The organism is Capnocytophaga sp. FDAARGOS_737, assembly GCF_009730375.1.
Lineage (GTDB): Bacteria > Bacteroidota > Bacteroidia > Flavobacteriales > Flavobacteriaceae > Capnocytophaga > Capnocytophaga leadbetteri.
In genome coordinates this window covers 1,118,065-1,136,394 of record NZ_CP046316.1, presented here as the reverse complement: position 1 = coordinate 1,136,394, position 18,330 = coordinate 1,118,065, and the positions used below count along the sequence as shown (strand labels likewise).

The 18,330-nt window shown below is 41.1% G+C and carries 21 protein-coding genes; 1 reads left to right on the top strand and 20 read right to left on the bottom strand.

The features are described 5' to 3' along the window. Position 1: 1 nt before the first annotated feature. The 16 genes from FOC45_RS04980 to FOC45_RS04905 all read right to left on the bottom strand — a co-directional run bounded on the left by FOC45_RS04980 (position 2) and on the right by FOC45_RS04905 (position 13,553). Entirely contained in the window at positions 2 to 616 is a 615-nt protein-coding gene (locus FOC45_RS04980; RefSeq protein WP_009393017.1) for a thioredoxin family protein, read from the bottom strand. A gap of 11 nt (positions 617 to 627) precedes the next feature. After that, entirely contained in the window at positions 628 to 1,866 is a 1,239-nt protein-coding gene (clpX, locus tag FOC45_RS04975; protein WP_009393019.1) for an ATP-dependent Clp protease ATP-binding subunit ClpX, read from the bottom strand. Further along, the gene (clpP, locus tag FOC45_RS04970) at positions 1,866 to 2,525 is read right to left on the bottom strand and encodes an ATP-dependent Clp endopeptidase proteolytic subunit ClpP (protein ID WP_009393020.1); all 660 of its coding nucleotides are present in this window, start codon (positions 2,523 to 2,525) and stop codon (positions 1,866 to 1,868) included. Before clpP ends, clpX begins: the two co-directional genes overlap by 1 nt. A 109-nt stretch (positions 2,526 to 2,634) precedes the next feature. After that, positions 2,635 to 3,960 (bottom strand): trigger factor, encoded by a 1,326-nt coding sequence (tig, locus tag FOC45_RS04965; protein WP_009393022.1) that lies wholly within the window; start codon positions 3,958 to 3,960, stop codon positions 2,635 to 2,637. A 97-nt stretch (positions 3,961 to 4,057) separates the two neighbouring features. Next, on the bottom strand, positions 4,058 to 4,687 hold the full coding sequence (locus tag FOC45_RS04960) for a trimeric intracellular cation channel family protein (protein WP_009393024.1): 630 nt from the start codon (positions 4,685 to 4,687) through the stop codon (positions 4,058 to 4,060). Positions 4,688 to 4,707: 20 nt separating this feature from the next. Continuing rightward, on the bottom strand, positions 4,708 to 5,370 hold the full coding sequence (locus FOC45_RS04955) for a hypothetical protein (protein ID WP_009393028.1): 663 nt from the start codon (positions 5,368 to 5,370) through the stop codon (positions 4,708 to 4,710). 84 nt (positions 5,371 to 5,454) lie between these two features. After that, on the bottom strand, positions 5,455 to 6,369 hold the full coding sequence (locus tag FOC45_RS04950) for a DUF5655 domain-containing protein (RefSeq protein WP_009393030.1): 915 nt from the start codon (positions 6,367 to 6,369) through the stop codon (positions 5,455 to 5,457). Positions 6,370 to 6,406: 37 nt separating this feature from the next. Beyond that, a complete protein-coding gene (mtaB, locus tag FOC45_RS04945) occupies positions 6,407 to 7,714 on the bottom strand; it encodes a tRNA (N(6)-L-threonylcarbamoyladenosine(37)-C(2))-methylthiotransferase MtaB (protein ID WP_009393032.1) in 1,308 nt (435 codons plus the stop codon). Beyond that, positions 7,715 to 8,068 carry a hypothetical protein gene (locus tag FOC45_RS04940; RefSeq protein ID WP_009393034.1) on the bottom strand — a complete coding sequence of 118 codons (354 nt, stop codon included), beginning with the start codon at positions 8,066 to 8,068 and terminating at the stop codon, positions 7,715 to 7,717. A 95-nt stretch (positions 8,069 to 8,163) separates the two neighbouring features. Then, positions 8,164 to 9,282, bottom strand: a complete 1,119-nt coding sequence (locus tag FOC45_RS04935) for an ABC transporter permease (RefSeq protein ID WP_009393036.1) — start codon at positions 9,280 to 9,282, stop codon at positions 8,164 to 8,166. 6 nt (positions 9,283 to 9,288) lie between these two features. Further along, positions 9,289 to 10,395, bottom strand: coding sequence for an ABC transporter permease (locus FOC45_RS04930; RefSeq protein WP_009393038.1), 1,107 nt, complete (start codon positions 10,393 to 10,395; stop codon positions 9,289 to 9,291). 3 nt (positions 10,396 to 10,398) lie between these two features. Continuing rightward, complete coding sequence (locus FOC45_RS04925; RefSeq protein WP_084063423.1) at positions 10,399 to 11,136, bottom strand: ABC transporter ATP-binding protein; 738 nt, start codon at positions 11,134 to 11,136, stop codon at positions 10,399 to 10,401. A 128-nt stretch (positions 11,137 to 11,264) separates the two neighbouring features. Then, on the bottom strand, positions 11,265 to 11,579 hold the full coding sequence (locus tag FOC45_RS04920; RefSeq protein WP_009393043.1) for a hypothetical protein: 315 nt from the start codon (positions 11,577 to 11,579) through the stop codon (positions 11,265 to 11,267). A 47-nt stretch (positions 11,580 to 11,626) separates the two neighbouring features. Beyond that, the gene (locus tag FOC45_RS04915) at positions 11,627 to 12,541 is read right to left on the bottom strand and encodes an ABC transporter ATP-binding protein (protein ID WP_009393045.1); all 915 of its coding nucleotides are present in this window, start codon (positions 12,539 to 12,541) and stop codon (positions 11,627 to 11,629) included. Between the two features lie 35 nt (positions 12,542 to 12,576). Beyond that, positions 12,577 to 13,002 (bottom strand): hypothetical protein, encoded by a 426-nt coding sequence (locus tag FOC45_RS04910; RefSeq protein ID WP_009393047.1) that lies wholly within the window; start codon positions 13,000 to 13,002, stop codon positions 12,577 to 12,579. Positions 13,003 to 13,019: 17 nt separating this feature from the next. Continuing rightward, positions 13,020 to 13,553 carry a hypothetical protein gene (locus FOC45_RS04905; protein WP_009393048.1) on the bottom strand — a complete coding sequence of 178 codons (534 nt, stop codon included), beginning with the start codon at positions 13,551 to 13,553 and terminating at the stop codon, positions 13,020 to 13,022. Positions 13,554 to 13,603: 50 nt separating this feature from the next. Between FOC45_RS04905 and FOC45_RS04900 the strand changes: the two genes are divergently transcribed. Beyond that, complete coding sequence (locus FOC45_RS04900; RefSeq protein WP_009393050.1) at positions 13,604 to 13,933, top strand: multidrug efflux SMR transporter; 330 nt, start codon at positions 13,604 to 13,606, stop codon at positions 13,931 to 13,933. 135 nt (positions 13,934 to 14,068) lie between these two features. On the opposite strand, the gene FOC45_RS04895 is transcribed toward FOC45_RS04900, so the two are convergent. The 4 genes from FOC45_RS04895 to FOC45_RS04880 all read right to left on the bottom strand — a co-directional run bounded on the left by FOC45_RS04895 (position 14,069) and on the right by FOC45_RS04880 (position 18,173). Then, positions 14,069 to 14,848: a PDDEXK nuclease domain-containing protein gene (locus FOC45_RS04895; protein ID WP_009393053.1), complete on the bottom strand. Its 780-nt coding sequence runs from the start codon at positions 14,846 to 14,848 to the stop codon at positions 14,069 to 14,071. 223 nt (positions 14,849 to 15,071) lie between these two features. Next, a complete protein-coding gene (locus FOC45_RS04890) occupies positions 15,072 to 16,001 on the bottom strand; it encodes an HlyD family secretion protein (RefSeq protein WP_009393057.1) in 930 nt (309 codons plus the stop codon). Positions 16,002 to 16,155: 154 nt separating this feature from the next. Continuing rightward, entirely contained in the window at positions 16,156 to 17,469 is a 1,314-nt protein-coding gene (locus tag FOC45_RS04885; RefSeq protein WP_009393059.1) for a TolC family protein, read from the bottom strand. A 74-nt stretch (positions 17,470 to 17,543) separates the two neighbouring features. After that, positions 17,544 to 18,173, bottom strand: a complete 630-nt coding sequence (locus FOC45_RS04880; protein ID WP_009393061.1) for a TetR/AcrR family transcriptional regulator — start codon at positions 18,171 to 18,173, stop codon at positions 17,544 to 17,546. Positions 18,174 to 18,330 lie beyond the last annotated feature (157 nt).

Here is an 18,330-nt window from a genome sequence, read left to right as displayed (position 1 = left end):
ACTATTTTTCGGTTAAGATAGATTGCATTATAGCAGTAAAATCATCTACGATAGTAGCCCCTTTATCTTGGTTGTACCATCTCTGAAGGTCTTCTTTAAATTCAGGAGTCAGCTTGCCATTCTTAGCTTTTTCTTCAGCTACCATTTGGGTAGCCACTGAAGGACGAGAGCCCCAACGTGCTAACACCTTATCCTGCAAATCTAAGAATATCACTATAGGGATAGCCTTGCCCCCATTAGTCAGAAACTCATTCATTAGCGCTTCATTTTCATCACGAAATACTATTTTCATCGTGATTTTAGGGTTCAGCTCAGCTATCTTATGCACCACTGGCAAAATCTGTGCCGCATCACCACACCAAGTCTCTGTTATCACCAATAAGCAAATGCTATTAGGATAATTCTTAAAAAAAGCCACTTTATCTTCTGCTATCTCAATAGTTTTATCAAGTCGTTTATAGCGTTTCTGGTTTAGAGCGGTATAGTGTATCAGTTCTTCAGTCTGTTCTACCCCACTGCTTTTGCCTTCAGCCTCATACTTGTCTATCAAATTCCGATAGGTTTCATAGCTGATAGCCTTTAGCATACTCTCGCGTATAATAGATGTTAGTTCCATAGTTGTTATTGTTATGAGGCAATTTGCAATGCCGATTTGTTTAGTTTCTCTTCTGCGTATTCCTTAGTAACGGTTAGATTTTTAACACCCGAATTAGGAAGTTCAAACATAGCATCGGTTAGGATATTCTCGCATAACGAACGCAAGCCTCGTGCTCCTAATTTGTATTCTAAAGCTTTCTCTACTATAAAGTCGAGGGCTTCCTCTGTTATCTCAAATCTTATACCGTCCATCTCAAACAGTTTTTGGTACTGTTTGATAATAGCATTCTTAGGTTCAGTAAGTATCATTCTAAGCGTGTGTCTATCTAACGGATTCATATAGGTAAGCACAGGCAAACGACCTATAATTTCAGGTATCAAACCAAAGTCTTTCAGGTCTTTAGGAATGATATACTGCACTAAGTTTTTACGGTCTATATGCGTGTTTTTAGAGGAGTTATAGCCTACTGCCTGCATATTGAGGCGCTTAGATATCACGCGCTCTATACCATCAAAAGCTCCACCTGCTATAAAGAGAATATGCTCGGTATTTACTTCTATATACTTCTGGTCAGGGTGCTTGCGACCACCTTTAGGGGGTACATTCACTACTGACCCCTCTAAAAGTTTAAGCAAAGCTTGCTGTACGCCCTCGCCCGAAACATCACGAGTAATAGACGGATTATCGCTCTTGCGCGCTATCTTGTCTATTTCGTCTATAAATACAATACCTCTTTCGGCTTTAGCTACATCATAGTCTGCAGCTTGTAACAGACGGCTAAGAATGCTCTCTACATCTTCGCCTACATAGCCGGCCTCAGTCAGTACAGTAGCATCTACTATAGCAATAGGTACATTCAGCATTTTGGCAATAGTACGTGCTACAAGGGTTTTACCTGTACCGGTCTCACCCACCATTATCACGTTGCTCTTCTGTATTTCTACCTCGTCATCTACGTTAGGCTGTTGCAAACGCTTGTAGTGGTTATACACCGCTACTGATAGTATTTTCTTAGTAAAATCTTGTCCTATAACATATTGGTCGAGAAAACGCTTAATCTCTTGAGGCGTTTTCAGAGATATTTCTACATTCGTAGCTTTTTTATCTTTGTTTTTTTCGTGTCTCAGAGCTTCCTCAATAATGATATTAGCCTGATCTACACAAAAGTTGCATATATTACCTCCCATACCTCTGATAAGTATGTCGGTTTCGGGTTCAGAACGCCCACAGAATGAGCAAAATTCTATTTCTTCTTTCTTTTTAGCCATTATTTTCTTTCTAATACTTCATCTATCATACCATACTCTTTAGCCTCACGTGCTATCATCCAATAGTCACGCTCTGAGTCTTTATACACCTTAGCAAAAGGCTGTTTGCTGTGTTTGGCTATGATTTCGTAAAGTTCATTTTTGAGCTTCAACATCTCTTTTAGGTTGATTTCCATATCGCTCGCTACCCCTTGTGCTCCTCCAGAGGGTTGGTGTATCATCACGCGCGAATGTGGCAAAGCAGAGCGTTTGCCTTCAGCTCCTGCGCATAGCAGTACTGCTGCCATCGAAGCCGCTATACCTGTACAGATAGTAGCTACATCGGGTTTAATAAACTGCATAGTATCATAGATACCTAAGCCGGCATATACACTACCACCGGGCGAGTTGATATATATCTGAATATCTTTGCCGCTATCTACACTCTCTAAGAAAAGAAGCTGAGCAGTTACTATATTGGCTACTTGGTCATTTACATCTGTACCAAGAAAGATGATTCTATCCATCATCAGACGCGAAAACACGTCCATTTGCGCTACATTTAGCTGGCGTTCCTCCATAATATAAGGCGTCATACTACCTACTATTTTATCGTAGTAAAGACTATTTACACCGTGCTGCTTAATAGCATATTTTCTAAATTCGTCTGTTAAGTTCACGTTCTTTTAATTATCAATTTAATTATTAAAAGTCCAAAATTGTCAATACAACAAAATACTCGGTGGTTACTGACAATTTTGGACTGGTAATAGTTTGTGTTTTTATGTATTATTCTGGGAATGCTAATTTGATAAACTCATCAAAAGTAACTTTCTTAGTATTAATAGCTGCATTTTCTTTGTAGAAAGCTATCAATTTCTTAAATACTACTTGTTGCTGAATGCGTTGTACTTCTTCGTGGTTTTTCAATATTCTATCCAAAATACTATCTACTTGAGCGTCATCATCTGCTGGCATACCATATTGCAATAGTTGCGCTTTGATGTACTCTCTACCAAACTCTTTTATCTCCTCATTGGTAGGTTGTAGATTGTTGTCGTTCATTATTTTAGATTCGATAAGCTGATAACGTAATCCTCTTTCTGAACGTTCGTATTCTTCATTAGCTTCTTGCTCAGTAAGTTCTTTTTCACCTGCTGTGCGTAGCCATTTTTTCAAGAAAGCAGCTGGCAAGTCAAAATGAGTGTTATCTACCAAATAATCAGTCACTGTGTTTAAGAAGTGCTGGTCTGCTTGTTCGTTAAACTGTAGTTCAGCACCTTCTTTTATCTTAGCGCGCAATTGTTCTTCAGTAGTTACACTACCGTCAGGGAATAGTTTAGAGAACAAATCAGCATCTAAAGCTGCTTTTTCGCGTTCGTTTATCTCTTCTAAAGTAAAAGTAACTTCTATATCTAAATGATGCGCCTCATCGTGCGATACTTTTAGGTAGTGCATTAGGCTGTGTGCATCTTCAAAAAGTCCTTTGGTTTGTAGTTGAAACTGATCGCCTACTTTTTTGCCTATAAAGGTTTTGCGTACTTCAGGACTTAGGTCAGTAAGTTTGAAAGTAGCTTGACTTTCAATATTCTTTTCTTCGTTGAAGAAAGTACCTGTTAGCTCTATATCTTCGCTGTCTAGTACTTCGCCTTTTGATACCAATTTGCCGAATTGTTTCTGAATGCGCTCAATTTGTTTATCTATTTGTGGCTCGTCTACCTCTATCTCGTAGCGCAAAATACCTTCAGCTGGTTTTAAGTTTACTTCAAAAGTAGGAGCTAAGCCTATCTCAAACTGAAATTGGAAGTCATCGGCTTCTATATCGATATCTTTTACTATCGGAAGAGGATTGCCGAGCATACCAATCTTTTCTTTGTATATGTACTCGTTTAGGCTACGATTAGTGATTTCGTTTATTTCATCAAATTTGATAGCCTTGCCAAACTGTCTTTGAATCATACCCATTGGCACGTGTCCTTTTCTAAAACCAGGCACGTTGGCTGTTTTGCGATAGCGATTAAGTGTTTTCTCTACGTTTTCTGCATAATCACTCTTTACGATATCTATCGTAATCACGGCGTTTAAAGCATCTTTTTGCTCTCTACTTATGTTCATTTTTTAAAAAATATTTTATCTTAATTATTTCAGCTTGCAAAGATAATACTTTTAGCTGAGATATGCAACAATTCATTAATAATTAACATTTCACCCTTTAAAACTTAGGCAATTCCCAATGGTATTTTAGCGACAGCAAGCGCACGCTAATCACTACCATTATTGTAATGAATACCACTAAGTTATGATTCATCAATCCATTGATTAGGAAATAGACAGTTCCCCCTGCAATACAGGCTGTAGCGTAAATCTCTTTGTGGAAAAGGGCAGGCAGTTTGTTTGCCAATATATCGCGAATTACTCCCCCGAAGCTACCTGTCATAGTACCCAGAATTATAGCTATAGTAGGCGATAGCCCAAATCGCAAGGCTTTTTCTATCCCTATAATAGTGAATACCCCTAACCCAATGGTATCGAAGAGCATTAGCGATTTACTCCAGTGTTCAGAGAACTGTTTTCTGAAGATAACTGTTAGCACTACACTGATAACTATCATCAGTATATACGTTAGGTTGTTCATCCAAAATACGGGTATACTGCCTATCATAATATCGCGCAGAGTACCCCCTCCTACCCCTGTAACAAAGGCTAAGATAAGCATACCAAACACGTCCATACGGCGCTCTAAGCCTACTAATACCCCCGACACGCCAAAGACTGCTGTACCAATTAAATCCCACAGATATATCTGGTCTATCTGCGATAAAGTGTCTATAAAATTATCCATATCAATTGTGAATTTTTGAATTATCTGTTATTGGTTACCACTTGTGTTAGCTGCCAAGTGTTGCCTACCGGCACAAATACCAATATTTGGTGGGTATCGGTATGCTCACAGCACACATTATCAGGGTAATAGGTAAATGTGTAGGTCTGCAATTCATCTATAGGCAAGGTGAGCAACTCCTCTTCAGTAGTGACTATACTGCCGTCTTTTTCTACCGAAAAGTTCATCAGATACTCGCCCACGTGTTGCTGCCTAAAGGCTATATCAGCGGCAAACTGTTTAAAGAAAGAGGGAAACTGCCGTGGCTGTTTCGCTTGCTGTAGTCGTTGCTTTTCTACTTCTTTATAAGGCACAAGACTATCGGCTTTTGCTTCTAAAAAGATAGCCTTACAATCGTTTTTATCTACCCAGAAAGTGTACAACTGCTTTTCTACATAAGGCGCTTTAGTAAGAAGTCTAAAGCGATAGTAAGTCTTATCAGCTTGCTGCACACTGTCTTGCTCCCAATAAAGGCGGTCTTTGCCCATAAGGCGCTCTACTTGCTTTATTTTTTCTTGTACTTCCACAAGAGCTTCTACTTTTTCCTTAGCCGCTTGTCTATCACAAGATTTTTTGAAGCTAACAATGGGGTTATTGCAAGAAAAAAGTATTAATGCAAGAGTTAATATCAAAAAGTTTTTCATTTCAATACAAGTTCAAAAGATGTTGTCAAGTTTTAAGAAACAAAACAAACAGTTTCTGAAAATCAAATAGATATACACAAAAAGCTATGATTTTAGTATAGCTTGTTTGATAAGGCTCATTATATACTCTATATTCCTAGTATCTGATACAGATATTTGATAATCACCATTTCCCCAATGCCCTATAGATGAAATATCTCTTGTCATTTTTTTAGGATCTTCCAAATCCCCTCTTTTCATATTGATAAATATCTTTAAGTTCTTATTTTGTATCTGTATGTCTGTTATATTATTTCTACCTATTTTAAAAGCAAGATAAAGTTTTTGAGGTATAATTTCTATCTCTGGTGAAAGATTAAGAATAGCTTGTTTAAAATCGTTGTAAAGCTCCACCACCTCATCAGATTTTCCTTCTAAAAGTTCCTCCTCTGTATATGATTTTATTTGTTTAGTAATCTCAACAAGTTCTGAATCTTCTTTTTGAGGGGTTTGCTTAATACTTGGTGATGCTGCTGATTTCTTAACTCCATCAATTACAATAATATCATTCTCGTATCGTTTTACCTCCCATAATTCTATATTGAGGTCTTTAAAATCAACTGCTTGTTTCTGATTCTGATTGAATGCAGGACTCACAAAAACAATCTTACTCTGTGACCAATCTACATCATCTTTCTTCAAACTCTTTTCTAAAGTTTCATTATATTCTAAAACAAAATCAGCCTTATATTTCAATAGAGTATTTAAATAAGAAACGCCTTGGTCAAATACACTATAATTATGTCCGCGCTTGTACTCAATGATTACAAACGAATTATTTTCCTTATCAAAGGCTAAAGTATCTAAACGATAACTCTGTATAGAAAACTCTGATTTTACAAACTCTAATCCTGTAATTTGCGTCAGATTTTTCTCAAATAAGTTTTGCATTTCTTTCTCTAACTTAAAAGGTTTTTCTTTTAAGTTTTTTAAACCGTTTTTGTCTTGAAATAATTGCATAATATTTTTAGCTTACTATTTTTCTCATTCTTTTACTTTATACAAACTCAAACCGCACCATTCCATCGACATCTATTTTGGTAAGCTTTACTTTGTGGAGGGTATTGACTAAAGCAGGATCCCAAGGGGCTTTTACCTTTACGTAATTCTCAGTAAAACCGTGTATATAGCCCTGCTTGTTGTCGCTCTCAAAAAGTACAGTCTTCTCTTTGCCTAACTGACTTTCGTAGAAAGCATTGCGTTTCTTTGCCGAAAGTCCGCGTAGCATCTTGCTTCGCTTAGCTCGTACCTCATCAGGTACTACTCCGTCCATAAGCACCGCCTCAGTATTATCGCGCTCTGAATAAGTAAATACGTGTAGGTATGAGATGTCTAAATCATTCAAAAAGTAATACGTCTCTAAGAAGAGCTCATCTGTTTCCCCAGGGAAGCCGACTATCACATCTACCCCTATACAGGCATCGGGCATCACCTCACGTATTTTGGCTACCCTACTCACATACAGTTCGCGTAAGTAGCGGCGCTTCATTTTCTTAAGGATTTCGTTGCTACCACTCTGTAGCGGAATATGAAAGTGAGGCACAAAACTATTTGATTGGGCTATAAAGTCGATTGTTTCGTCTTTGATGAGGTTAGGTTCTATAGACGAGATGCGCAAACGCTCTATCCCTTCTACCTTATCAAGGGCTTCTACCAACTCCAAAAAGGTGTGTTCGTGCTTCTTGTTGCCGAACTCTCCTTTGCCGTAATCGCCTATATTTACTCCTGTGAGTACTATCTCTTTGATGCCTTTGTCTGAAATCTTTTTGGCATTGCTCAATATATTCTCAATGGTATCACTGCGCGAAATACCCCTTGCCATCGGTATAGTGCAATAGGTACACTTATAATCGCAGCCGTCTTGCACCTTCAGGAAAGCGCGAGTACGGTCACCAATAGAGTAGCTGCCTACATAGAAGTCAGTTTCGGCTATCTCGCAAGAATGCACAACCCCCTCGTTGTTCTTGGTAAGGTCGTCTATATATTGGGTGATGTTAAACTTTTCTTTTGCACCTAATACCAAATCGACCCCATCTACCGAGGCGAGTTCTTCGGGCTTAAGTTGGGCATAACAACCCACTGCCGCCAAGAACGCCTTGGGGTTAGTTTTCAGTGCTTTGCGTACTATCTGCTTAAACTGTTTATCGGCATTTTCGGTCACCGAGCAAGTGTTTATTACGTATATATCGGCTGGGTCATCAAAATCAACACGTATATAGCCGTCCTCTTCAAAGCTACGCGCTATGGTAGAGGTTTCGGCAAAGTTGAGTTTGCAACCCAAGGTGTAGAATGCTACTTTCTTCATCTAAAAAAAATCTCTATCTAAAAAGTATTGTACAATAGCTTTTTTCATTAATATGGTTTGTTCGCCAGCTTTTAGGGGGGGCAACTCTTGTACTAAGCGGTAGTGAGGCCACCCATCAGGGTCAGTAAACTCATAGCTGTAATAGCCAAAAGGCTCTAAGAGTTTACAGATAGCTATATGCATAAGGTCTACTTTTTCGTCTTTTTGGTAGGTACGACCTAATTGCCCTAACTCTTGTACGCCAATAAGGTAAATAATAGTATCTACCTGAAGGGGTTCACCTTCTGAAAAAGTATCAGATAGGCGTTTGACTATCTCGTCCCAACGGGCTTTGAGCAAGTCGTGTTCTGTCATAATTCTTATTTTGGGCGCAAAGATACAAACTTTAGTCAATATGCCAATTTGTCGATGAGAAAATTTGCTGGCAGTAGCATTGGCTCAGCAACCCATCAGTTTGTTTTCTTGTAATTGGCAATAGCCCAACTATTAAGCACAATAGCAAAGCCGATGAGGTAAGCCATTTCGGTCTTTAATTCCCATAGTGTACTGCCTTTTAGTATCACTTGGCGCATCACTTTTACGAAGTGGGTAATGGGAATAAATTGTGATAACGTCATTGCCCAAGCGGGCATACTCTCTATATTGGTAAGGAAACCACTCATCAATAGGAATATCATCACGAAGAAGTAGGCAATGAAGATAGCTTGCAGTTGCGAATCGGCATAGGTGGAAACAAGCAACCCAAAGCCCAAAATAGCGATTAAATACACCGCAGCAAAGGTGTAGAGGGTGAGCAGACTACCAGCAGGAGCGATACCATAAACTACATACATAAGAGTAAGCCCCAAGGTGAAAAGCAGTGTGCCTAATACCCAAAAGGGTATGAGCTTGCCTAAAATGAATTGCCACTTCTTAATAGGGGTAACATTAATTTGCTCAATAGTGCCTATTTCTTTTTCTTTTACGACATTGAGCGCCGATAAGAAGCCCCCTATTATAGTGAGCAATATGGCTAATATACCTGGCACTATGTAGTACTTATACTGCATCAGAGGGTTGTACCAAGAGGTGCTTGCCATTGCTATTTGGGCGGTATTGGCAAGCCTTTTAGGTGCTTTAACATTCACCTCTAACTGCTGGTTGAAGTCACGTATGACCTGCCCCAAATACGCCCCTCCTAAGCTGGATTTGCTACCGTTAATAGCGTCTATTGATACGCCTATAGATTGCCGCCCCTCGCGCACGAGATTGCGCTCGAAATCGGTAGGGATTTCGACTACTACATCGGCTTCGCCCTTTTCAATATATGTGATACCCTCTTTGTAAGAGAAAGGGGCGCTAATAAGTCGGAAATAGCCAGAGGCGGTAATCTTTTGTAGCATTTGTTGCGAATAGGGGCTCTGGTCGTGGTCGATATAGACGAGATTGATGTTCTTCACATCAAAATTGGCTACTTGCGGCAATATAACGAACTGCATTATTGGTGCTACAAACATCATCGCTAAGATAGTGCGGTCACGGAATATCTGTTTGAATTCTTTTTGCAATATAAAACGTAATACTTTCATCTCTTCTTATTGTAATCGTATTTTGAATTTCTTCATCGCAAGGCTTAAGAATACTATCGCCATTGCGATGAGAATAAGTGTTTCTTTCCATATATAACTGAAGCCCAAGCCTTTGAGCATTACTTTCTTCACGATAGTATAGTAATAACTAGAAGGGAAGATTTTGGCAATACCCTGAAAAACAAGGGGCATATTCTCGATAGGGAACATAAAACCGGTAAAGAACGCCGTGGGGAGCATCATTCCCATCATAGCTATAAGCATAGCGGTCTGCTGCGAACTGGTGCTGGTGGAAATGAGTAAGCCCAACGCTAAGCATATAATAATAAACAAAGTGCTTTCGGTGTAAAGCAGTAGCAGATTACCTTGCACCGGTACTTCGAGCATATAAACCGAGAGTAAGAGTATCACTGTAAAGTTGATGAGCGAGAGTATAAGGTAAGGAGTGGCTTTGGCTATGAGTATTTTTAGGGGGTTGAAAGGCGATACTAATAGTATTTCCATAGTTCCTAACTCTTTTTCGCGCACGACAGCCACTGAGGTGAGGGCTGTGCTGACTATCATAAAAACGAGTGCTATCACCCCTGGAACGAAGTTCATCGAACCATTTTGGGCTTCGTTGTACAGCATTCGGTTTTCTACCACTATCTGATAAGAGGGTTGCGCCGTGGGGTTGAGCGTCTGCTGGTAGCTGAGCAATATGGCATTGAGGTAGTTTTCTACCGTTTTGGCGGTATTGGGGTCAGCCCCATCAGTGATGAGCTGTAGGGTGGTACCCTTGGGCGTGTATAGGTCTTTGCCAAAATCAGGAGGAAAAACAAGGGCTGCTTTAAGGGTTCCCTCTCTGAAATGAGTCTCTATATCGCTATAATTGAGCAAGGGATTTTTTATCTTGAAATAAGTACTCGAGGCGAGTTGCGTTTGGATTTGCTGTGTATAGACATTGTGCGCCTCGTCGAGGACTGCAATAGAGATGTTCTTCACCTCGCTGCTGAGTGCTTGACCAAAAAGGACAATCTGGGCAATAGGGATACCAAAGAGTATCAGTAAGGTGCGGCGGTCGCGGAATACGTGATAGAATTCCTTGCGTATAAAGGCTATTAACTGTTTCATTGTTTAATCGGCTGAGCGTTTTGCTTTGCGGGCGAGCTGGTAGAACACTTCGTCCATTGAATCAGTGTGAAATTGGTTTTTAAGGTTGGTGGGGGTATCCATCGCTTCGACTTTGCCATCGACCATTATGCTGATGCGGTGGCAATACTCGGCTTCGTCCATATAGTGGGTGGTAACGAATACGGTGATACCCTGTGCGGAGGCGTCGTATATCATATCCCAAAACTGACGGCGCGTTATGGGGTCTACCCCTCCGGTAGGCTCGTCGAGGAACACGATTTCGGGACGATGAAAGATAGCCACCGAGAAGGCGAGCTTCTGCTTCCAGCCCAGCGGTAGCGACCCTACGAGTTTGTTGGCTTCTGCCTCTAAACCGAGCTTGGCAATAAGGTCGGCACTGCGGGTTTTGATTTCGTTTCGGGGTACGCCATAAACGCCCCCGTAAAAGGTGATATTCTCCTTTACCGTAAGGTTGTCGTACAACGAAAACTTCTGACTCATATAACCGATGTGCTTCTTTATCTGCTCTTGCTGTGTATAAACATCGAAGCCTGCTACACGTGCCTGCCCTGAGGTGGGATAGGAAAGTCCGCAGAAAATACGTATGGCGGTGGTTTTGCCCGCGCCATTGGCACCAAGGAAGCCAAAGATTTCGCCTTTCTTGACGGATAAGGATATGCCGTTGACGGCTTTGAAGTCGCCGAACTGCTTAGTAAGGTTGTTACATTCTATTGCGTTCATCTTATTAATTAGCAAATTAGCAAATGTGAAAATTAGCAAATTGCCCCCTCTCACTTACTTGGCAACTGCCAACAATCCCAAAGGGGACAACTTATAAAGGGAATTGATAGCGATTGAAGGAGTGCTTTTTATTTGTAATAATAATACCAATTTCCGTTATATTCTTTATCACAATCTTCTTGAGAGGCGAAAGTACAGTCTTTTATACCTTCTTCCGGATATTCCTTCTTACGTAGTAATTGTTTGTGATAATTGCTTATTTTTTGTAATAATCCTATCTCTTTTGCTTTATTTAAAGCTTCTTCTGTCTCGAAAATATAAGACACAAAATAATCTTGTGGGGCTATATAAGCTCCAAAATCTAAGGAAGCATATACTTCACTAAAGGTTGCTTTTACCTCTTCTTGTGTTTCAACAACAATATTTTTCCATATTTTGCTCATTGTTTATCTTTTTTAATTTCAACTTTGCCAAAGTTTTGGTTCAGAATTTATATATTCCCTTTTTCCTCCATTAGGCGGATAAAACTATCCTCGATGGTGGGGGTGATGGGTTTCCACTCTACTTGTGAAAAGGTTTGTGTTAGCTGTTGCTCGAATTGGTATGGGTTGGTGGTTTCCTTTAGGGTAAGGTGCAAGTACTCGCCAAAGGGGTAACAGCTATCTATTTCGGACTTCTGGCGCAGGTGCTGTAGCAGAGCGTATAGGTCAGGAGCCTTGACAGCATAGAGTGTAGTGGGGTAATCGGTGATGATTTGCTCGGGGGTGCTGGTGGAAAGTATCTTTCCTGCTTGCATTAGGGCTATGCGGTCGCATAGGCTAGCTTCGTCCATATAAGGGGTGGAAACCAGTATGGTGATGCCTTGTGCCTTGAGCTTGGCGAGCATCTGCCAGAACTCTTTGCGCGAAACCACATCTACCCCCGTGGTGGGTTCGTCTAAAAAAAGTACTTTAGGCTTGTGAATGAGGGCACAACATAGGGCTAACTTCTGCTTCATACCCCCTGAGAGTTTGCCCGCACGACGGTTGCTGAACGGCTTTATCTGCTCGTAAATATCTTTGATAAGGCTGTAATTCTGCTCGATGGTCGTGCCAAAGACGGTAGCGAAAAACTCGAGATTTTCTTGCACGGTAAGGTCTTGGTACAAGGAGAAGCGCCCAGGCATATAGCCTACACAGTTGCGGATTTGTTTGTAATCGCGGACGATGTCGCTACCCTCGACAGTAGCACTGCCCTCATCGGGGAGGATAAGGGTGGTGAGCATACGAAAGGTAGTGGTTTTGCCCGCCCCATCGGGGCCTATAAGCCCGAAAAGCTCGCCTTTCTCGACCTCTAAGGAAAGGTGTTGCACGGCGCGGGTATCGCCATAGGACTTGCTGAGATTATGTATATTTATGCTTGTCATTTTTTGATTTGCTGATTTGTCGATATGTTATTTTCTTAAAATGATTGCCAGTTAAGCAGTTGAAAATCATATAAAATACATTCTTTTTTTGTATAAGCGTTACGATAACTTATTTTGTTTTCCTCTATTTTGATAGAAGGATACCAATCATCTAAACAAGCAAATCTACTGTGTTTAGGATCAATAATTAGGGTTACAACATCTGACCATTGATGAGGTTTCACAGCTTCTATTGATATAAAGAAACTTTCGGTCGATTTATCTATACTTATTTGCTTGATATTTCTCAGGTAGCACCAATAGGGTAATTCGTTGTTTGACTCAGGGAAATATACTGAGCAAATCTCATCTCCGTGTGGAGGCTGTGTTTCATATCTTAACAACATACGCCCTCCTAAGTAAGCTACTTCGTATGTGCACTCTGTGAGAAGGGTTATTCTACATTCTTCTATATCAAACATATTTACTAATTATGAGGTTATTTTTCGTTTTCTGTATCAAGGCAAAAGCAGAGGTCTTTGCCTTCGGGGTCTTTTTCTATATAACAATCTTTTCGCAAGGGATAGTCCCAATCGCCGTTAAGGGTTTTTACTTTCTGATAAGGAGGTATATATACAGTGCCTTTGTCCCAGAGGATTTGAGCATATAGTACTCCGTTGCAATAGGCATAATGCCCAAAAGGATTCATTTCCTTTGAGGAATAACACGTCTGAAAGTTCTTACGACCGTCATAATCGCGTAGAGCTTGCGCCCCCATAAACTTCTGAGTAAAGCATTCGTTATCCTCTCCGAGCTCGTTTTTGTACAATTCGTAGAATACAGGACGGTCTTCTTCAAACGATGCGTAATCTTCGGCACTTATGCGGTAATAGCGTTCATAGCCTGCTACCCAACTTACAAGTACTTTCATCAAATGGGTTTCGATTGCTTCGCAATAGCCCACAGAGAAAAAGTATTCTCGGTCTACGAGCTCTTTAGTGAGCTTTATGTGTTCTATGAGTTTTAATTTCATTTTCAGTAAAATTGTTATATTTTTGCCACGAAATTAGATACTATACTTATATGCATTACCTATACCTTACTTTAGCGATTGTTTTAGAGGTCTTAGCCACCGCTCTTTTAGGTAAATCGGAAGGGTTTACCAAGTGGTTGTTTGCCGTAGGCTCGCTGTTGTCTTATGGTGTTTGTTTTTACTTTTTATCCTTAGCCCTCAAGAATATTCCGTTGGGGGTAGCCTACGCTATCTGGTCGGGGGTGGGGATTGTACTGACAGCTGTCGTGAGTATTCTTATTTTTAAGAACAAAATAGATTTGCCTTTTGTACTAGGTTCTTTGCTTATCATCGCTGGGGTGGTGGTGATTAACCTTTTTTCAAAGGCAAATGGACACTGATGTAATCATTAAATTAATAGATTAGCCAATTAGTTAATTCGGCAATAAACTTATTTATTTTTGACTTCGTTAGAGTTTCGACAGTCGCGACCGCCGAATTAAAAAAGGTTGTTTAGGGGGGTAATCCTGAAACAATTATCCTTTCTTTTTTAAAATTTCTATCATTTTATTTACATCAGGCAAAGCCTTACGGAGTTTTTCAGGCATATCGTCCAAAGTCTTATAGGTAGCTACTCCCATTGGCCTTGTATAATCACGTACGGCATACTGGGCATAAGAATGGTTAGCTGTTTGGCAAAGTACAATACCTATAGAGGGGTTTTCGTGTGGCTTACGTACGTGGTCATCAAGTATTTGTAGATAACCAAAAAGCTGTCCTAAATAAGAGGTTTTAAACTCTCCTAACTTCAATTCTACCACTACCATAGCGTTTAATTCTCTATTGAAAAACAGCAAATCAGGAAATTGTTCTACTCCATAGATTTCCAAATGGTACTGATTGCCAATAAAAGCAAAATCACGACCAAAAGTCATAATAAAGTTTTTGATATTCTGCACAATTTTTTGCTCTACTACACGCTCATCTACATCAATACTTTCACGTTGTCCTATCTCTTCCACATTAATAAAATCGAGCAAATACTCGTCTTTAAACATCTCTACAGCGCGACGTGCTTCTATAGGGTCGTTAATAGTCCTCGCGAAATTACTAGGCATATACCCCTGACTTTTATAGGCATTTTCTTTTATTAATTGACGTAGTTTTCTTGCCGTAAGATGCTCTTCTGCTGTACGATGTATATAATAATAACGTTCTAATGTAGCTTTTGTCCCACTGAGAATTATAGAATGATGTGTAAATGGTACCTTGAAAAAATCTTCTACTGGAAATTCTGTAACGTTGCTAACTTGCATCGTATGAAATATATCTATCTCATTATCAGCATATAATAATTCGGAGGTCGCGACCGTCGAATTATCATATTCTTTGTTTTTATTACATTATTTTAGATTTTTTTTCTTCTATACCTACCCTTTACATTGAATATACTTACACCGGAAGAACACCGAAGGATGAGCGAAGAATCACCAAAGTATAAGCATCTAACGATTAGCTAATAAGTAGAAAAAATATCTATTACTGAAATAGCACTTCGCCGTACATTCCTATCTTAAGATAGCCATCATTTTTGACTTTTATCTTGATAGCATACACTAAATTAGCTCTCTCGGCTTTGGTCTGTATAGTTTTAGGAGTGAATTCTGCCTTGCTGGCAATATAGGTAACTTCGCCTTTGTAGGTGTGCTGCTCGCCCTCTGCCGCATCGGTGTGCACGGTAACGGCTTGTCCTAACTTGATTTGCGGCAGTTGGTCGCCAGTAATGTAGGCCTTGAGGGTGAGGGTATCGGTATTAGCGATTTTGTACAGAGGCTTTCCAAAGGTCTGCATCTCGCCTTTTAGGGCGTAATTGACTAATACTGTGCCAGTAATAGGGTTGATAATCTCACCTTGACTAATCTGTGCTTGTACGGTTTCGGCATTCTTCTGCAAGGGGACTTCTTGGCTCATCACGTTGCGGTTCTGGCTGCTGATATTAGTGAGACTAACCTTGAGTTGGTTTTCGGTAACGGATAGCTGCTTGCGCAATTGATCTACTACGGCTGTGAGGTCGTCTAACTGCTTTTGGGTAGCGGCTCCTCCTGCGACCAGTTGCTGTACGCGAGCGAGTTCGCGTTGCTGTTGCTCGAGCTGTGCTTTTTGCACTTCGTACTGGCTGCGTATAAGAGCGGCTTGGTCGTCAGGGTTTAGGGTCTTTTCTTTGAGAGAAGCAATGGTTGCTTCGACCTGCTGTTTCTGTAGTTTTAGGACTTCCACATTGATTTGCCCTACTTTCTGTCCCTCGTTTATGGTTTGTCCCTCTTGGACAATATAGTCGATAAGACGTCCGTTTTGTTCGGCTGAAACGATGACTTCATCGGCTATAAAGTTGCCTGAGGCATCGAAATCGTTTTTGTGGTTGCAGGCCATAAGGGCTGCAAGAGCGGTGATAAGAGTTATTTTTTTCATTTTAGTTCCTCACCCCCGTTCCCCCTCTCCCAAGGAGAGAGGGGCAAGCCGTAAAGGACTCGTTACCTATCTCTCAAAGAAGAGGGGCAAGCCGTAAAGGCGATGGGGGATTTTTTTTATGGGTTATTATTATTCTGTTTTATTGTTAGCCTCGCTACAACTCCCCTCCTTTGGAGGGGCTGGGGGAGGATTGTCCGTTTATTAGCTTCTGGTTCTCTTGTGTTTGCAAAAGTTGTATCTGGTGGAGCAATAGGGTTTGCTGGGCGAGGTGCTGGGCATTGACCTTCTGCAGGTATTCGTGGGTGGTGATAACACCATTATCTAACTGCACTTGGGCGGCTTGGGCAATGCTTTGGCGCAGGGTTACATTCTCTTTGTCTTGCTCTATCAGCTTTTGTAGCTTTTTGAGTTGTTCGAACTGCTGAGTGAGGTCGAGTTGGGTGTTGCGCAAGAATGCATCGCGGTCAGCCAAAAGACTTTCGCGGCTTAGGCGGAGTATATTCTTCTTGCTGGACAAGTTATACAGAGGACTTAGGTTCCACTGCAAACGGACGCCTGTGATGTAGTAGAAGTCCGCTTGGTTATTGAGTATATTGAGCGTAGGACGCCCATATCCGCCTTGGAAAAACGCACTTAACTTGGGCATATATTCACTATTGAGTTGCTTTTCTTGCGCTTTGAGCAGCGACTCTTGTAGCTGAAATCCCTTGAGCTCAGGGCGAGCTATCGGGGTAGCAAGGCTTTGAGAGGGTAACGCAGGTGCAGGCTGTACCAGCTGAGATACATCAGTAACTTCTTTGCCTATAAAGGTAGAAAGTATCTGTAAGTAGGTGGCTTTGGCAGCCTCATACTCAGCGGTTTGCATTTTCACACGGAGGATTTCGGCTTTGAGCTCGGCTACATTGCTCAGCAGGGTCGTGCCGTTTTGTAGGGCTACTTCAGCTTTTTGGCGTTGCGACTCGAGCGTTTCGATATTAAGGCGGTTTTGCGACAGCTGTGCTTCGATAAGAAGTGCCCCAAAATAGAGGTTGCTAACGCGCTGTTTGAGGTTATACAACTGCGTTTCGACCGCTTGGGTTTGCACTGCCGTCTGGGCTTTAGCAATGGCTTTCTGGCTGCGAATTGCCCCACCCCCATAGAGCAGTTGGCTGACCTCTCCTACCACCTTGTATTGCTCCTTATCAATGGTAGGCAAAGAGATGTCGGGCGGCAAGGGGAGCACGCCTGCAACGGACTTGGAAAGGTCGGTTACCTCGGACTGGTAAGTAGCTTGCCCCAAGATAGAGACCTGCGGGAGGTAGGCGCGGTTGGCATTGGCAAGGGTGTAGGCTTCGCTCTTAGAGAGCAAATTGAGCTTTTGGATGGTAGGGTAATTCTCTCGAGAGAGTTGGTAACAATCATTTAAGGTTATCGTTTGTTGTGCGAAACCTATGATTGGAAAGAGCAGAAGTGATGCTATGAACTTCATATGTAACTGTTGTTTATATTATACAATATGTTTAACCATTTGGTTAGAGTATAGATAAAAAAATATATGCCCCACTAATCACCCGTTTTAGGAAGGGACAATATCGCCTTAATCCATTGTGGGATAAGGGTTTTGCGCTGGAGCATTAAGGCTTTGTATTGCTCTTCGGGTAGGTTAGTAATTGCGCTTAGCATAGGCTTAGCAACGAAAGGGAATATCACCAATCCGATAACGTTGAGGACAGCGTGCATTAGGTTAGGTTCGGTTATTCGTCCTTGAGCTACTGCCTCGGCATACTGACGGGCTAACACAGAGTGAGTAAGCGCTTCGCCTATAGGGCTTTGCTCTACAAAGAATTGCGGATTAGGGCGTACCTCATTGAGTATAAAGGTCGGTAGGTCAGGCTCTTCTAAGAGCAAATCGATATAATTAGCCACTACGCGCTCTATTTTCTCGTCTAAAGAAGTAGTTTCATCATTGAGTATAACCCCTACGCCTCTGAAGAATTGCGTCATTGTTTCGGTCATTACTATCTGAAATAGCTTTTCTTTGCTACGGAAATAGTAATTGAGCATCGCGTGGTTGATGCCAGCTTCCTCGGCAATGTCGCGAGTGCGCGTAGCTGCATAGCCCTTCTGATGGAAGACTTTGCGTGCTGCGGCTTTGATGCGCTCTTCGGCTGATATGTTATTAGTGTTATTCATCGCTATTTGATTTCGGGGACAAAATTACATTAACTATCTGTATTAACCAAATGGTTAGTGTTAAACTTTTGTTAATTGTGTTATAGCTGTCAGTTTTAGAGGGTTGTTTATTGAGTAATTATTAGTATATTTGCCACGTTTTAGCTTTGGTTTTATT

Bases quoted from the DNA above. Each gene is read 5' to 3' on its own strand.
- FOC45_RS04980 (WP_009393017.1), bottom strand. From the start codon at position 616: ATGGAACTAACATCTATTATACGCGAGAGTATGCTAAAGGCTATCAGC.
- clpX (WP_009393019.1), bottom strand. From the start codon at position 1,866: ATGGCTAAAAAGAAAGAAGAAATAGAATTTTGCTCATTCTGTGGGCGT.
- tig (WP_009393022.1), bottom strand. From the start codon at position 3,960: ATGAACATAAGTAGAGAGCAAAAAGATGCTTTAAACGCCGTGATTACG.
- FOC45_RS04960 (WP_009393024.1), bottom strand. From the start codon at position 4,687: ATGGATAATTTTATAGACACTTTATCGCAGATAGACCAGATATATCTG.
- FOC45_RS04955 (WP_009393028.1), bottom strand. From the start codon at position 5,370: ATGAAAAACTTTTTGATATTAACTCTTGCATTAATACTTTTTTCTTGC.
- FOC45_RS04950 (WP_009393030.1), bottom strand. From the start codon at position 6,369: ATGCAATTATTTCAAGACAAAAACGGTTTAAAAAACTTAAAAGAAAAA.
- mtaB (WP_009393032.1), bottom strand. From the start codon at position 7,714: ATGAAGAAAGTAGCATTCTACACCTTGGGTTGCAAACTCAACTTTGCC.
- FOC45_RS04940 (WP_009393034.1), bottom strand. From the start codon at position 8,068: ATGACAGAACACGACTTGCTCAAAGCCCGTTGGGACGAGATAGTCAAA.
- FOC45_RS04935 (WP_009393036.1), bottom strand. From the start codon at position 9,282: ATGAAAGTATTACGTTTTATATTGCAAAAAGAATTCAAACAGATATTC.
- FOC45_RS04930 (WP_009393038.1), bottom strand. From the start codon at position 10,395: ATGAAACAGTTAATAGCCTTTATACGCAAGGAATTCTATCACGTATTC.
- FOC45_RS04925 (WP_084063423.1), bottom strand. From the start codon at position 11,136: ATGAACGCAATAGAATGTAACAACCTTACTAAGCAGTTCGGCGACTTC.
- FOC45_RS04920 (WP_009393043.1), bottom strand. From the start codon at position 11,579: ATGAGCAAAATATGGAAAAATATTGTTGTTGAAACACAAGAAGAGGTA.
- FOC45_RS04915 (WP_009393045.1), bottom strand. From the start codon at position 12,541: ATGACAAGCATAAATATACATAATCTCAGCAAGTCCTATGGCGATACC.
- FOC45_RS04910 (WP_009393047.1), bottom strand. From the start codon at position 13,002: ATGTTTGATATAGAAGAATGTAGAATAACCCTTCTCACAGAGTGCACA.
- FOC45_RS04905 (WP_009393048.1), bottom strand. From the start codon at position 13,553: ATGAAATTAAAACTCATAGAACACATAAAGCTCACTAAAGAGCTCGTA.
- FOC45_RS04900 (WP_009393050.1), top strand. From the start codon at position 13,604: ATGCATTACCTATACCTTACTTTAGCGATTGTTTTAGAGGTCTTAGCC.
- FOC45_RS04895 (WP_009393053.1), bottom strand. From the start codon at position 14,848: ATGCAAGTTAGCAACGTTACAGAATTTCCAGTAGAAGATTTTTTCAAG.
- FOC45_RS04890 (WP_009393057.1), bottom strand. From the start codon at position 16,001: ATGAAAAAAATAACTCTTATCACCGCTCTTGCAGCCCTTATGGCCTGC.
- FOC45_RS04885 (WP_009393059.1), bottom strand. From the start codon at position 17,469: ATGAAGTTCATAGCATCACTTCTGCTCTTTCCAATCATAGGTTTCGCA.
- FOC45_RS04880 (WP_009393061.1), bottom strand. From the start codon at position 18,173: ATGAATAACACTAATAACATATCAGCCGAAGAGCGCATCAAAGCCGCA.